At 47.9% G+C, this 13,219-nt stretch carries 12 protein-coding genes and 1 other RNA gene; 10 read left to right on the top strand and 3 right to left on the bottom strand.

Features of this window, described 5'->3' with window-relative positions:
* The 5 genes from rnpB to A4E54_RS07885 form a co-directional block, all read left to right on the top strand.
* Positions 1–206: RNase P RNA component class A (gene rnpB, locus A4E54_RS07905), an RNA gene on the top strand; the annotation flags it as partial.
* A gap of 237 nt (positions 207–443) precedes the next feature.
* On the top strand, positions 444–1,616 hold the full coding sequence (locus A4E54_RS07900) for a putative sulfate/molybdate transporter (RefSeq protein WP_240082328.1): 1,173 nt from the start codon (positions 444–446) through the stop codon (positions 1,614–1,616).
* A 228-nt stretch (positions 1,617–1,844) separates the two neighbouring features.
* Positions 1,845–2,495, top strand: coding sequence for a PAQR family membrane homeostasis protein TrhA (gene trhA / locus A4E54_RS07895; protein ID WP_240082329.1), 651 nt, complete (start codon positions 1,845–1,847; stop codon positions 2,493–2,495).
* A gap of 77 nt (positions 2,496–2,572) precedes the next feature.
* Positions 2,573–3,613: an inorganic phosphate transporter gene (locus tag A4E54_RS07890; protein WP_240082330.1), complete on the top strand. Its 1,041-nt coding sequence runs from the start codon at positions 2,573–2,575 to the stop codon at positions 3,611–3,613.
* A 12-nt stretch (positions 3,614–3,625) separates the two neighbouring features.
* Entirely contained in the window at positions 3,626–4,249 is a 624-nt protein-coding gene (locus A4E54_RS07885; protein ID WP_240082331.1) for a DUF47 domain-containing protein, read from the top strand.
* A gap of 96 nt (positions 4,250–4,345) precedes the next feature.
* On the opposite strand, the gene comA is transcribed toward A4E54_RS07885, so the two are convergent.
* Positions 4,346–5,146, bottom strand: a complete 801-nt coding sequence (gene comA, locus A4E54_RS07880) for a phosphosulfolactate synthase (protein WP_240082332.1) — start codon at positions 5,144–5,146, stop codon at positions 4,346–4,348.
* 111 nt (positions 5,147–5,257) lie between these two features.
* On the bottom strand, positions 5,258–6,571 hold the full coding sequence (locus A4E54_RS07875) for an MFS transporter (protein ID WP_240082333.1): 1,314 nt from the start codon (positions 6,569–6,571) through the stop codon (positions 5,258–5,260).
* Positions 6,572–6,655: 84 nt separating this feature from the next.
* On the opposite strand from A4E54_RS07875, the gene A4E54_RS07870 reads away from it, so the two are divergent.
* The 5 genes from A4E54_RS07870 (at position 6,656) to A4E54_RS07850 (ending at position 12,629) form a co-directional block, all read left to right on the top strand.
* Positions 6,656–7,759 (top strand): Gfo/Idh/MocA family protein, encoded by a 1,104-nt coding sequence (locus A4E54_RS07870; protein WP_240082334.1) that lies wholly within the window; start codon positions 6,656–6,658, stop codon positions 7,757–7,759.
* 162 nt (positions 7,760–7,921) lie between these two features.
* Positions 7,922–8,557, top strand: a complete 636-nt coding sequence (locus tag A4E54_RS07865; RefSeq protein WP_240082335.1) for a methionine synthase — start codon at positions 7,922–7,924, stop codon at positions 8,555–8,557.
* Positions 8,550–10,967: a homocysteine S-methyltransferase family protein gene (locus tag A4E54_RS07860; protein WP_240082336.1), complete on the top strand. Its 2,418-nt coding sequence runs from the start codon at positions 8,550–8,552 to the stop codon at positions 10,965–10,967. The genes A4E54_RS07865 and A4E54_RS07860 overlap by 8 nt, the downstream gene beginning before the upstream one ends.
* Positions 10,968–11,089: 122 nt before the next feature.
* Positions 11,090–12,106, top strand: a complete 1,017-nt coding sequence (locus A4E54_RS07855; protein WP_240082337.1) for a hypothetical protein — start codon at positions 11,090–11,092, stop codon at positions 12,104–12,106.
* A 79-nt stretch (positions 12,107–12,185) separates the two neighbouring features.
* Positions 12,186–12,629: a DUF441 domain-containing protein gene (locus A4E54_RS07850; RefSeq protein ID WP_240082338.1), complete on the top strand. Its 444-nt coding sequence runs from the start codon at positions 12,186–12,188 to the stop codon at positions 12,627–12,629.
* Here the strand turns inward: A4E54_RS07850 and A4E54_RS07845 are convergent.
* A complete protein-coding gene (locus A4E54_RS07845) occupies positions 12,586–13,155 on the bottom strand; it encodes a hypothetical protein (RefSeq protein WP_240082339.1) in 570 nt (189 codons plus the stop codon). The genes A4E54_RS07850 and A4E54_RS07845 overlap by 44 nt on opposite strands.
* Positions 13,156–13,219: the final 64 nt, after the last annotated feature.

The raw sequence follows: 13,219 nt of genomic DNA, 5'->3' as shown, positions 1-13,219 counted from the left end.
AAGGATGGAACGGTGCGGTAAGAGCGCACCAGCGGCCGGGTGACCGGCCGGCTAGGTAAACCCCACCTGGAGCAAGACCGAATAGGGGAACATTTGCGGCGGCCCGCCGTTGCTTCCCGGGTAAGGTCGCATGAGTCGCGCTGGCAACAGCCGTCCCAGATAGATGATCATCCACGACAGAACTCGGCTTATGATTTGCTCACTGATAACTTTTTTACGGTTAATAATTTTGTGATCTTTGTTATGGCTTACTGAAGTGATTTATGCATCACTTGGTGAGCCATATGCTTTTTCGGCTGATATCAACGCGCATTTCATCGAATTCCTTTATATCTCTTATAGCCTTTAACAGGCCAATTCCAGTTGGACGTTTTAAGATAACAGGAATTGTAGTTTGTGCTGTCTAATTATATAATGAGGTTAAAAATAGCAATTATGAGGGGTTGAGTTTAATATCGCAACCGGAGGTAACTGAAACGGCGGCAGTTAAAACCCCGCGTAACCTCTTTGATCGTTATGAGTGGGCCGGCGCTTTCGGCGATTTGGGAACCCTTATACCCTTTGCCATGGGCTATATTGTGATAATGAAGATAGACCCGCTGGGTTTGCTGGTTGCATTCGGCATCCTGTTTATTTGTTCAGGATTGTATTATCGAACCCCAGTTCCAATTCAGCCCATGAAAGCGATCGGCAGCGCCGCGATTACCCAGGCGGCTGTTATTACGCCCGGTATGGTCTGGGGAGCCGGCATTTTCACCGGTATATTCTGGCTGGTCATGGGCTTGACGGGTACTCTTGAGATCATCTCCAGAATAGTTACCAAACCGGTTGTCAGGGGTATTGTTTTAGGTCTGGGTCTATCCTTTATCATGGAGGGCATTAAAATGATGCGGTCCGATTTCATCGCGGCCGTTATCGCCCTGGTAATTACTTTTATGCTGCTTGCCGGCAGGCGTATCCCCGCTATGTTTGTCTTATTGATTATTGGATTAATTACCACTCTGGTAAGGAGTCCGGAGCTTTTTAAAGAATTGTCCGGTATCCATTTCGATTTCCAACTGCCCCGCTTTGTATTGGGACAAATCACCTGGTCCGACTTCGTCAAAGGTACGCTTATTTTGGGCATTCCCCAGGTGCCGTTAACCCTCGGCAACGCCGTTATAGCTATAACAGCCGAGAATAACAGGTTGTTTCCTGAACGGCCTGTCACCGAAAAGAAAATTGCTGTTTCCCAGGGGATTCTAAACCTCTTTTCCACATTATTGGGGGGTATCCCCATATGTCACGGCGCGGGAGGCATGGCCGGGCACGTTCGCTTCGGCGCCCGGACCGGCGGCGCCTTGATCATCCTGGGAGTTGTTTTATTGGCAACCGGCCTTTGTTTTAGCAGCTCAATACTGCTGATATTTAAAATTTTCCCTTTAAGCATATTGGGGGTAATTTTATTCTTCGCCGGCTTGGAGCTGGCTGCTTTCGCCCGTGACGCGGGCAGTGAAAAGAGCGATTATTATACGTTGTTGATAACTGCCGGATTTGCCACTTGGAATATGGGCGCCGGTTTCATAGCCGGAATAATAATTCAAGAACTGTTTAAAAGAAAGGTGTTTAAAGTTTAGTCTTTTTCTTTAAGCAAAGAAGAAGTATAAAAGCAAATTATTAAACTATACTATATTATTAAGGAGAAAAAATTCCTTGTTGCCTTGTGCTTTAGATGCTAAAATAATAAGTAACTGAAAAGATTGCAGCGATTATTGCAGAACGTGGATTGAGTTTTGTTTACTTGCCAATTTAAATTAGCGCCTGTCTGGAGGCGTTTTTTTAATAATATAGGGTGAAATGAAATTATGAAGAGTTTTTTAAAGATGAGGGAACCGGTGAACACGTGGACACATTTTGTCACTTTCATCGCGGCTTTGGCAGGCCTGGTGCTGCTCATTATTCTGGCTAAAGACGATGTTTCAAAGTTGGTAACCCTGACGGTTTACGGAATCAGCGTTATTGTGTTGTATGGAGCAAGTTCTTTATACCATTGGATTAAAACAACGCCGCGCAAAAATTTGGTGCTGAAAAAGATAGATCACGTGGCGATATACTTGTTAATCGCGGGATCATACACGCCGGTGCTCTATTACGGACTGACAGGAGCATGGAGATTGGTGATGCTCATAGTAGTCTGGGTATTGGCGATAACAGGCATTTTGTTGAAAATGTGGTTTATTATGGCGCCTCGTTATGTCTCGGCGGTTTTTTACCTGTCATTAGGCTGGATAGCTTTGGTGCCGATGGTCCAGTTGTTTAAAAACCTCCCGTTCGGCGCGATTGTTTTAATGTTCACAGGCGGCATCCTCTATACGATAGGGGCGATTATTTATGCCGCCAAATGCTTTGACTTTTTTCCGAACCATTTTGGATTTCATGAGATTTTTCACTTGTTTATCATGGCCGGAAGCATTGTTCACTTTGTTATGATGGTGCGATATATAGTGCCGCTGTAAATTCCGGCGCTGTTGTTTAATTATTATACAAGTAGTTATTTTTTATTGCAGTTTTGTATTACAGGAGTTACTACGGCATGGTTTCAGACATGATCATTTTAATAGCCGTCGTGGTAGCGGCGGCGCTTGTTTTCGCGCTGACCAACGGTTTGCATGACGCAAGCTCGGTTGTGGCCACGTTTATCGCCTGCGGTGCGGGAACGCCTTTGCAGGCGGTGGGATTGGCGTCCGTATTTGGTTTGCTGGGCGCGCTGTTTAGCGGCAGCGCGGTGGCGGACACTGTCGCCAAAATTGTCAGCCTGCCGGTTCAGCCGTCATTGCTCAGTGTGTTGCTGGCTGCTTTGTTAGGCGCGGTTGTATGGAATTTAATCACCTGGTATCTCGGCCTCCCGTCCAGCTCCACACACGCGCTGGTAGGGGGGATTGTCGGAGCGGTTTGGGTTTCAAGCGGTTGCGAGCATATCTTATGGGGATGGAAGGAACTTATTTATACGCATCAGTTGACTGGCCTCGTGAAAGTATTTTCAGCCTTGTTAATTTCACCTGTGCTGGGTTTTGCGATAGCTTACTGCCTGCAAAAAACAGTCAGCTTTTCTTTGAAAAATGCCAGGTTCGCCGTTAACAGGCGGCTGAAAGGACTGCAATGGATCATGGCGGCCTTGCTGGCCTATAGTCATGGCGCTAATGACACCCAAAAAATAATGGGACTGATCACCCTGGCCTTGCTGGCCGGCAATCTCCTGCAGCAGCAGATTACACCCGAATGGGTAAGATTATCCGGAGGGATGGTTATGTTCGCAGGCACGTTGTTCGGCGGCTGGTCTATTATGAAGACCTTAGGGCAGGGTATCTTTGACATCCGGCCTATCCATAGTTTGAATGCACAAGTATCCTCAGGCGGGGCGATCATGTTTGCCACCGTGCTGGGAGTGCCAATATCGACCACGCATGTGGTTGCGGGCAGCGTAATCGGTGTCGGGGCGGCAGACGAGTACCGCATGGTCAACTGGAATATCGGCAAGGAAATGATGGCCGCCTGGTTTGTGACAATTCCCGCTGCGGCGGTCGTCGGCGCTATATTTTATTATCCGGTAATTTGGCTGGTTGGTTCATGGTAAAGGGGATGTGATATGGGAAAAAAGAGCTTCTTGGACAGGTTGTTTCCCGCCAAGTACGACTTTTACGGCATGCTGCGTGAACAGGCCGAAGTAACGGCGCGGGGAGTTAAAACCATGCTGGCATGGCTGGAAGCTCCCTCAACTGAAAAATTCGACCTGGTTATTAATCTGACCCTGCAGGCAGATACAATCCGCATGGACATGGAAGAAAAATTAATTGAGGCTTTCACCACGCCCTTTGACAGACAGGATATCTACTATATTTCAGTGCGCATGGACCGGATTATTGAACATGCCCGGATCGCCCTGCAATCTATCAAAGAATATGACGTTCAGCCGGATGAGTTAATTGTTAAAATGGTACGGGAATTAAGTGAGGGAACATATACGTTTGCGCAGGCGGTGGCTTTATTGGAAAGCGATCCGATTCAGGCGCGGAATCAGATACAGATGATCCGTAACGCTCATAAGGCTGTGGAAGATTATTACCAGAAGGGTATGGCCGCCATATTTAAAACGGCAGATGCCATAAACGCGATAAAACATTACGAAATAAATTGTCAGTTGAGAGACGCGGCTAATTATTTAAGCCATTCCGTGGACATTTTGCACAGGATCGTCGTGCGCTTAGTATGAATAATCGGGTAAATTCCGTCAACGTGACCGGGCAAATCCCAAAAAACCGCGGCGTCCGGATTTAACTTCCGTATATGCCACGGCTTTATTGCGTGCTTATATTACCGATCTCAGGGTGTCGCTGCGTAGGCCGACGCGCAGCGCCTCCAGCGCTATCACCTCACGGGGCGGGATGTTGCCCAGATTGACGTCGGGACCGAAACGCAGGATCAGTTCTTGCTGCTGCTCTTTGAGCGGCGCTTCCCAGATTAACAGTTCCGGGCTTTCCACGGCCGACAGGAGCAGAGCCAGGTGCTCTTTTGTGAAATGTCCGTCTCCATCGTAGAATCCGGTATTTTTACCGGATTCCCGGCCTTCGACAATGACCTTGTAAGCGCCGTTTTTCAAGTCGAGTTGAATTTGTTCAGCAGAATCTTCGATAGGCGCTCTGTCCAGGGGGTTCTTTTTGCCGATTTCCGTTAAGACCTTGAATCCTTTTTCTGCGGCCAGGGAAATTGTACGCGCTCTCACCTCCGGAGAAATATGCAGCGTGCCGTCCGAGACTTCAACCGCCGTGTAGCCCAAAGCTTTCGCCAACATTAAAAATTCCTTCAGCTTATCCTGCATAATGGCAATTTCCAGGAAAGTCCCACCGGGATAAATATCTACATTAAATTGTTTCGCCAGGTCGATTTTTGCTTCAAGCGCCTTTTGCGGGTACAAGGCTGAGGTGCCGAAACCAAGCTTTAAGAAATCGATGTAATCGCCCGCGGCATGGAACAAGTCCTTTGTTTCCTCCGGTCCGAGGCCCTTATCCAGGAGCATGGTGAGACCTTTATGACGCGGCTTTTTGCTGCGGGTGTCGAGGGGGAAACGCAGTATTTCCAGCCATGCGTTGCTAGTGGAATTTTCGCCCATGATATTACTCCTTTCCGGTCATATATGCTCTTCTATAGTATTCTTGCGGAATAGAAAGGTTCCCTGTTAAAACGATTGTTTAGAATACCGCCAGGTGAAGCCCGTCAGTGCTTATTTCGCCGGTTTTTTCGCCGGATTGATTTTTAAACCGATAGTTGACCACAGACCTTTCTTAGCCTGCGGGGCGGTTTGTTTTTGGGTTTCCGCGTTACCCGGGTCTTTGATAAAAACCAGAGCCGCTACGGCAGTCAGCAGGGCGAGCGCGGCTGAACTCCAGAACATCAAATTGGTGCTCCTGGCCATCAGAAAACCGTAAATGGGAGGCCCGAAAGCCACCCCTAAAAACCTCACGCTGCCGTAAAGCGAAGTGACCAGACCGCGTTCTTCCATGGAAGCGGCACTCGTAATCAAGTTGTTGAGACAGGGGAGCGCCATGCCGGTACTGACGCCGACAATGGAAATAGCGAGGAAATAGATAATCACGCCTTTGGCCAGCGGCAGGAAGGCGAGCGCGGCGGTCATTATGGCCAGGCCGGCCACCACCAGGAACTTCATCAGGGTTTTTTTCTTTTTAATAATAAAACCAGTCGCAAATGAAGTAGCGCTCATGAATAACACCGGAATGGCCAGGGCAAGGCCTTTAATTATTCCATCCAAGCCAAACTGCTGTTCCAAGTATTCGGAGAGGTAAAATAAAATCCCGAAGAGGACCATCAACACGACTGCCCCGGCCAGGTAGGACGACAAAAGCAAGCCGGCTTTGTTATTAAAGATATTTTTTACGGATTTTAAGTACTCCGACAACTTTTGCTGCGCGCGGTTGGATTCGGGTTCTTTAACCAGCAGCCACATCCCGATCACGACGGGGATAACAATAACGGGAAAGAAGATAAAAGCGGTGTACCAGGCAATCAGGCCGATGGCCGCACCAAGGACGGGACTGATCACTTTGCCGAGACCGTTGGAAGACTCCATCGCCCCCAGAGAGCGGCTGCGCTCATTCCCCTGGAAAAGATCGCTGCAGAGAGCCATGGCTATCGGCGCGGTGCCGGCCGCCCCGGCGCCTTGCAATATCCTCCCTGCCAGAATGACGGAAAAAGCTTGTTGTTTCAAAAAAATGGAAGCGAAAGCGGCAATCAGCCCCCCGAGGCCGTATAAGATGATGGCGGGAATGATCACAACTTTTCTGCCGTAACGGTCCGATAAAAAGCCGGCTACCGGAATAATTATGCCGGCTGTCAATGAAAACAAGGTGATCAGTAAACTAGCGGCGATAGGAGTCAAATTCAACGCGTTTCTGATATCGGGCAGGACGGGAATAAGCATTGAGTTGCCCAAAACCATGATAAACGGCACGCCTGCCAGCGCTGTTACAGAAAGCCAAAAATTATTTTCCGTTTTTGGTGCGTCATTTTTTTTTGCCAAGTCAGGTCCTCCCAAAATGTTTTAATATGATTTGATTATCAGGAAACAATAATAATTGAAACTAATAAACGAGGTGATGATAGAATGAAAAAATTAAGAGTCGGGATTATCGGCGCCGGGATGGCTTTTGAACAGTTGCATTACCCGGCTTACCAGGAGCTTTCGGATAAATTCGAAATTGTCGCCATATGCGATCTAAATCCCCAAAAAGCTAATTACTGGGTGAAGAAATTGAATCTTGCTCAACAAAAAGATTACTCCGCATACAGGAGCATGGTAGTCAGGGACGATCTTGACGTCATTGATATTATGGTCCCAATCGAGCTAAATTATAAAATTACTGAGGATGTCGCCTCACTGGTATCAGGCTCCCGGAAGTGGATCATTTGTGAGAAACCGCTGGCCGCAACCCCTGAGGAAACCAAATCAGCCATGGAACTGCCGGAAAAATACCATGTGCCTATTATGATTACGGAAAATTACAGATATAATGAGGAAACAAATATAATCAGGGATTATATTAACGGAGGAAGAATTGGCGAGGTTTTATATTTCATGCAAAACAGAGTGGTTAATTTTCTGGAAGACATGAATATGAACAAGTTTCCCTCCACGGAATGGCGTCAGCACCCGGAATTTCCCGGCGGCGCTATCCTGGATACCGGTGTCCACGATATTGCCGCCTTAAGACATATTTTTGGCGCGATTGATAAGGTCCAGGGTTTTGGAGTGCCCCAGGGCTATGATTTTTCCCCATATGCAGTTATTTGCGTGAACATGCTTTTCAAGAGCGGCCTGATTGGCCAGTTTTCATTTTTCTGCAGCGGGAAGGAAATGCAAAGACCGTGGATCGGCTTGCGGATATTTGGCACGAAAGGCATGATTTATTTGGAGGAAAGAGATTGCGGAACCATAAATATCGCTTACAACGACGGTCATCTGGAACAAATACCGTACCGGAAGCAGCGTGGTTACTACAATGAACTCCTTAATTTGTACCAGGCGGCGGCCGGAAACGAACCGATTTCCGTTACTCCCGAACTGGAATTCGGCGATACCAACACGATATTTCAAATTCTTGAAGCAGTGCGCGAGGGTGAAACGATGCCGGTTGACCGGGAAATTGACTTTATCCCGGCGTATGACCTCGAACGCAAAACACAAGCGGTTTACGATCGTTATCATTAGGAAATTTCCTTTCCCGCCCGCCAAGTGGCTTAAATTATTATTTCTTTTTACTTGCCAACTAATTGTTTTTTACATAAAATAACATTATCGCCCTGCAGAAGGAAAATCGGCATGGGCTTCGAAATATACAACATTAAGATAAACGGTGGTGCTGATTGACTTTTGAAAGAACCGGACGTCAAATATTTTGAGCATATTCCTGTTGCGCCCGACAGGAATTTAATACTCACGAGGTTGGGATACAGGAAGGGAACAACCGCGCTCAGTGAAAAAGACAACATATTTATAGAAGCGGCGGTAAAAAGAGCGCTTCTTTTATGTAATGCAAAAGGAGCTTTTTGCCGAAGCAGTATTAATGAGCGTTCAGCGGGCAGGGTCGTTCTGGAAAACGGCATCGAACTGCTCAGTGAAAAGCTGTCGCTTTTTTTGCAGCAAAGCAGTGAAGCTGTTTTAATGTCGTCCACCGTAGGGAGGGAAATCAGCGATAAAGTTGCTGAGGCGATGAAAAATGGTGACGCGGCTTTAGGTCTTATTTTTGACGCGGTGGCATCCCAGAGTGCGGATGCGGCTTTAGACTGGATGATGAAATTTATTGACAAAATAATAAAAACAAAAGGGAAAGTCTTGACAAAGCGCAGGTTCAGCCCTGGTTACGGAGATCTTGACCTTTTTCATCAAAAGGTTATTTACGATATTCTCGATCTAAAAAGAATTGGTATTTCTGTGACGGAAAAATTCATGCTTGAACCGGAGAAATCAGTTATAGCGATTGCGGGGATTGAGGTGTCACATGAATAAAGATACATTTAGACAAATGACGCAGGGGAAAATTGTATTATTAGACGGCGCGACAGGAACCGAGCTGCATAAAAGAGGTATACCGAAAGAAGCATGCCCCGAGCAGTGGGTGCTGGAACATCCCCATGTTCTTAAGGAAATTCAAAGTGAATACATCGAGGCGGGCTCTGATATCGTTCTGGCCTGCACCTTCGGCGGAAACAGGATTAAATTAAAAGAATTCGGACTTCAGGACAGGGTTTTGGAATTTAACAGGGCGCTCGCCGGAATATCTAAAGAAGCGGCGGGTGCAAGATGCCTGGTCGCAGGCGACCTCGCGCCGACAGGAAAGTTTGTGGAGCCTTTTGGCGATGCGGGATTTAATGAAATTGTTGATGTCTATAAGGAACAGGTTCAGGGTCTGCTGGCCGGCGGCGTTGATCTTTTTGTTATTGAAACCATGATCGATCTGCAAGAAACCAGGGCTGCCGTACTGGCCATCAAGGAAACCTGTGACCTGCCGGTAATCGCCAGCATGACCTTTGATACCGGCGCGAAAACCTTGACCGACAGCGATCCTGTCACAGTGCTGATCACCCTGCAAAGCCTGGGTGTTGACGCCGTTGGCGCCAATTGCTCCACCGGGCCCAAGGACATGTTAAAGGTAGTTGAGCTTATGGCGCCGTACGCGAAGGTTCCGATTATGGTGAAACCAAACGCGGGATTGCCGAGGCTTGTGGACGGGCACACGGTTTTTGACATGGGACCGGAGGAGTTCGGCAAATACGCGGTTGATTTCGTTGCCAGAGGAGTGGGGGTGATCGGAGGATGCTGCGGCACCACTCCACAGCATATAAAAAGTGTAAATGAAAATATCGCGGGGCTAAAGCCTGCCGGACGAGAGCCCAATCCCTACAGGGCGCTGACTTCTTCCAGAAGAACCGTTTTTTTCGGAGACACTTATCCGGTCACGGTGGTGGGGGAGAGGATTAATCCGACCGGCAAAAAAAAGCTCAGTGAAGAGCTGAAAAACGGCAAGCTAACCGAGGTCAGGCGTTTAGCCGCGGAGCAGGTGGAAAACGGCGCGGAGATCCTGGATGTAAACGTGGGGATGCCTGGAATTGACGAGAAAAAAACCATGGTGGAAGTGGTCAAGTTATTGAGTAATGTTGTGGAGTGTCCTTTATGTCTGGATTCTTCCTCGCCCGATGTTCTCGCAGCCGCCCTGAGAATTTATCCCGGAAGAGCTTTGATTAATTCAATATCGGCGGAAAAAGCGAAAATCCAGCGGATGCTCCCTATCGCGCGCAAATACGGAGCCATGTTTATCCTGCTTCCTTTAAGTGACGAGGGCGTTCCGGAGCAAGCGCGGGAAAGGTATGAGATAATTGAAAATGTGATAAGCGAAGCGAAGAAGCATGGCTTTGAAAATAGCGACATTGTGGTGGACGGACTGGTCATGTCGGTTTCTTCAAATCAGAGCGCGGCGGAAGAAACATTGAAAGTGATCAGATGGTGTGCCGAAAAGGTTGGCTGCGCCACTATCGCCGGACTGTCCAATGTGTCTTTCGGTTTGCCCAGGAGAGATTACCTGAACTCGGCGTTTCTGGCCATGGGGGTTGGCTGCGGATTGAGTATGGCGATAGCTAATCCCTCCAGTGAAATGATTATGGATATTAAGGCGGCTTGCGATGTTTTGACCGCCAGGGATAAAAACAGCTTGGCATATATAAAAAGGTATAGCGAAGAAAATGCGGAAAGGCCGAAAAAAGTTGAACAAGACAGTAATTTGCAGACAGTGGATCGGATCAAGCTGTCCATACTTGAGGGAGACCGGGAGAATGTTGTGGGTTTAATCGAGGAAGCGCTGGCGGAAGGCGTCAAATCTGGTGTTATTATTGATGATTACCTGATACCTGCCATCACCAGGGTAGGTCATCTTTACGAGGAAAGAAAATATTTCCTGCCGCAGCTCATCCAAAGCGCCGAGGCGATGAAAACGGCCTTTAACTACTTGGCGCCCCTGCTTGCCGGGGACCGGGAGAGAAACGGCAAAAACAGCCCGGTTGTCGTCCTGGCGACAGTTAAAGGCGACATTCATGATATTGGAAAGAATATCGTGGGGTTGATGCTGAGAAACAACGGATTTACGGTACATGATTTGGGAAAGAACGTGAGCGCCGAAAAGATTATCGGTGAGTCGAGAGAGTTGCAGGCGCGAATCATCGGACTTTCCGCCCTGCTGACAACCACCATGGTTGAAATGAAGACAGTTGTTGAGCTTGGCAGGAGCGAAGGCCTGGATGTCAAATATATGGTTGGCGGAGCGGTAGTCAATGAAAGCTTCGCGCGGGAAATCAGGGCGGATGGTTATGCGAAAGACGCTTACGAAGCGGTCAGGCTCGCGAAAAGATTAACCGGCCTGGAGTAAAGCGTGATGCACTGCTGTCTTGAAGGGCGAACATGAGCCCGTTGGTAAGCGCTATATAGTGCGACCCGAATCTATTAAAAAAAGGGGGGGTTGAGCTGACCTCAAAAATTGTCTTTCAAATTATGCATGTCGAAAACACATTTCTTGATCCGCGCGCGGATTTTCAGCCAATTACGATAAAAACACAGGTGCGTACCGATCCTCTTACCGGTAGAACCGGCCACTTTTCACACTTTGGAGCGATCAAGCCGCAAAAGCTGGATCTGGATAAATATCTGGAGCCGCGAATCAAAGGCTTTTGTCCATTTTGTGGCGACAGGAGGAACCATGTCACGCCCATGTTTCCTGAGGGATTGTTTCGTAAAGGCCGCCTGGCGAGGGGGGAGGCGCTGCTTGTTCCTAATCTGTTTCCATATGATGTTTACAGTTCAATTGTGATCATGACTGACGATCATGTTGTGTCATTAGAGAGCTTTAATGACGATAAAATATATGACTCGTTTTCCCTGGGAATTGATTTTCTTAAAAGAGTCAGGGGGAAAAGCCCCTCGGCACCATATCAGGTGATGGCGTGGAATTACATGCCGCCTTCCGGGGGCGGGCTGGTTCACCCGCACCAGCAATATTTCGCCACGGAACACCCGGGAAATCAGTTTGCGGACGAATACAAGGCTGCGGAATCATTTTACCATAACCATCAGGTAGACTACTGGACGGAATTAATAAAAGAGGAACAGCAGCATGGCGAAAGGTATATCGGTCAAGTCGGAGACACGCACTGGCTGGCGTCATTTGTTTCGCTAGGAATGCTTGGGGAAATCATGTGTGTGTTTCCCGGTGTCTATTGCCTTGATGATTTTACGGATGCGCATATCCGGCGCCTTGTTTCAGGGCTCCGAAAAATATTTTGTTATTATCTCAAAAACGACATTTACAGTTTTAACGCATCCTTATACTGGGGCGCCGAAGGCCAGCAGTTTTTCCCTGCCCACTTCCGGATCGTGCCGCGAACATTTCTCAATACCAGGGATTACGCGCCTGACATAAATTTCTTCCAGACAGTATTGCAAGAGCCTGTGTCAGTTGTTTTACCGGAAGACTTGGGCAAAGAGGTCAAACCATATTTTGTTAATAGGTAATTCGGTTAAAAGGGTGTAAAATATTGTACTTTTGTGATAAAGTTACTTAATAAGGGTAATGGTGGGGGATGGATGCTCTTTGAATCAATCGGTCATTATTTTGCTGGTTGTCGCTATTCTAGGGTTAATCGGTAAGAACGGCACAGTGGCGGCGGCGGCGGGTATTTTACTGGTCATCCGGCTGTTTATCGGAGAGCGGCCTGTCCCATTCCTGGAAGAGTATACGCTTAAGGCAGGCATTACCGTCATCACCATGGCAGTGCTTGTGCCCTTCGCCACGGGAGAGGTGGGCATACAATCACTTTTGAACACGCTGAAAAGCTCCGCCGGCCTTATAGCTGTACTAGTCGGTGTGGTTATCGCCTTTCTGGGGGGGAAAGGTGTGACTTTTCTGACCGATCAGCCGCAGGTGCTGGTTGGATTGCTGATGGGCACAATCATCGGTGTGGCTTTTTTCAAAGGCGTGCCGGTCGGCCCGCTTATCGGCGCCGGGATAGTGGCGGTAATATTATCCGCACAATAAACGGCTGGTTTCCCTCTTTTTCACGTTCCCGTGAGTCCATTTCCACCAAGTCGCTTATGCGCCGGTCTGTCAGCAGTTCTTGCCAGCAGTGAGCCACTGCATCAATAAAATCTTGTCTCAACGGTGTTTTTCTTTTGATCAAAGGACACGTGTAGGGCAAATATAGTGTTTCATAGATTAATAAAAGAGTGCCGTCTTTTAATAAATGCGGCGCCAAGGGGAAAAGGCGGCAATTCAGCGGACGGTGTTTCCTGGGACAGGGCTTGGTGCAGCAGATAAAGTATACCGGGTTGTTCCATGATGCCGGAAAATCATCTTCCCCTGGGTTTCGCCGCTCCCAACGCAGCCAGTCCTCCTCCCTCGTGAACATCTCTTCTTCACCCGGATACAAATACATTCCCAGGGTATTATTTTTATCCGGCCGGCAACAAATTTTGCCGCACAGCTTGCCGCAGTCATCTGCCAAAGGGGTCATATTTTCAGTTATGTTGTAGAGTTTTTGGTAATTTACGATTTTCGCCGACATATATTTATTATATCATTACTTAATATAATGTTTTATAAATAATCGCCCGCGTATATTGATAGAG

Origin of the sequence: Pelotomaculum sp. PtaB.Bin117 (assembly GCF_002067195.1) — a bacterium.
In the GTDB taxonomy this organism is placed as follows: Bacteria; Bacillota; Desulfotomaculia; order Desulfotomaculales; family Pelotomaculaceae; genus Pelotomaculum_D; species Pelotomaculum_D terephthalicicum.
Note: the sequence above shows the minus strand (reverse complement) of the source record. Positions and strands in the feature narration are given on the sequence as shown.

Bases quoted from the DNA above. Each gene is read 5' to 3' on its own strand.
- trhA (WP_240082329.1), top strand. From the start codon at position 1,845: ATGAAGAGTTTTTTAAAGATGAGGGAACCGGTGAACACGTGGACACAT.
- A4E54_RS07890 (WP_240082330.1), top strand. From the start codon at position 2,573: ATGGTTTCAGACATGATCATTTTAATAGCCGTCGTGGTAGCGGCGGCG.
- A4E54_RS07885 (WP_240082331.1), top strand. From the start codon at position 3,626: ATGGGAAAAAAGAGCTTCTTGGACAGGTTGTTTCCCGCCAAGTACGAC.
- comA (WP_240082332.1), bottom strand. From the start codon at position 5,146: ATGGGCGAAAATTCCACTAGCAACGCATGGCTGGAAATACTGCGTTTC.
- A4E54_RS07870 (WP_240082334.1), top strand. From the start codon at position 6,656: ATGAAAAAATTAAGAGTCGGGATTATCGGCGCCGGGATGGCTTTTGAA.
- A4E54_RS07860 (WP_240082336.1), top strand. From the start codon at position 8,550: ATGAATAAAGATACATTTAGACAAATGACGCAGGGGAAAATTGTATTA.
- A4E54_RS07855 (WP_240082337.1), top strand. From the start codon at position 11,090: ATGCATGTCGAAAACACATTTCTTGATCCGCGCGCGGATTTTCAGCCA.
- A4E54_RS07845 (WP_240082339.1), bottom strand. From the start codon at position 13,155: ATGTCGGCGAAAATCGTAAATTACCAAAAACTCTACAACATAACTGAA.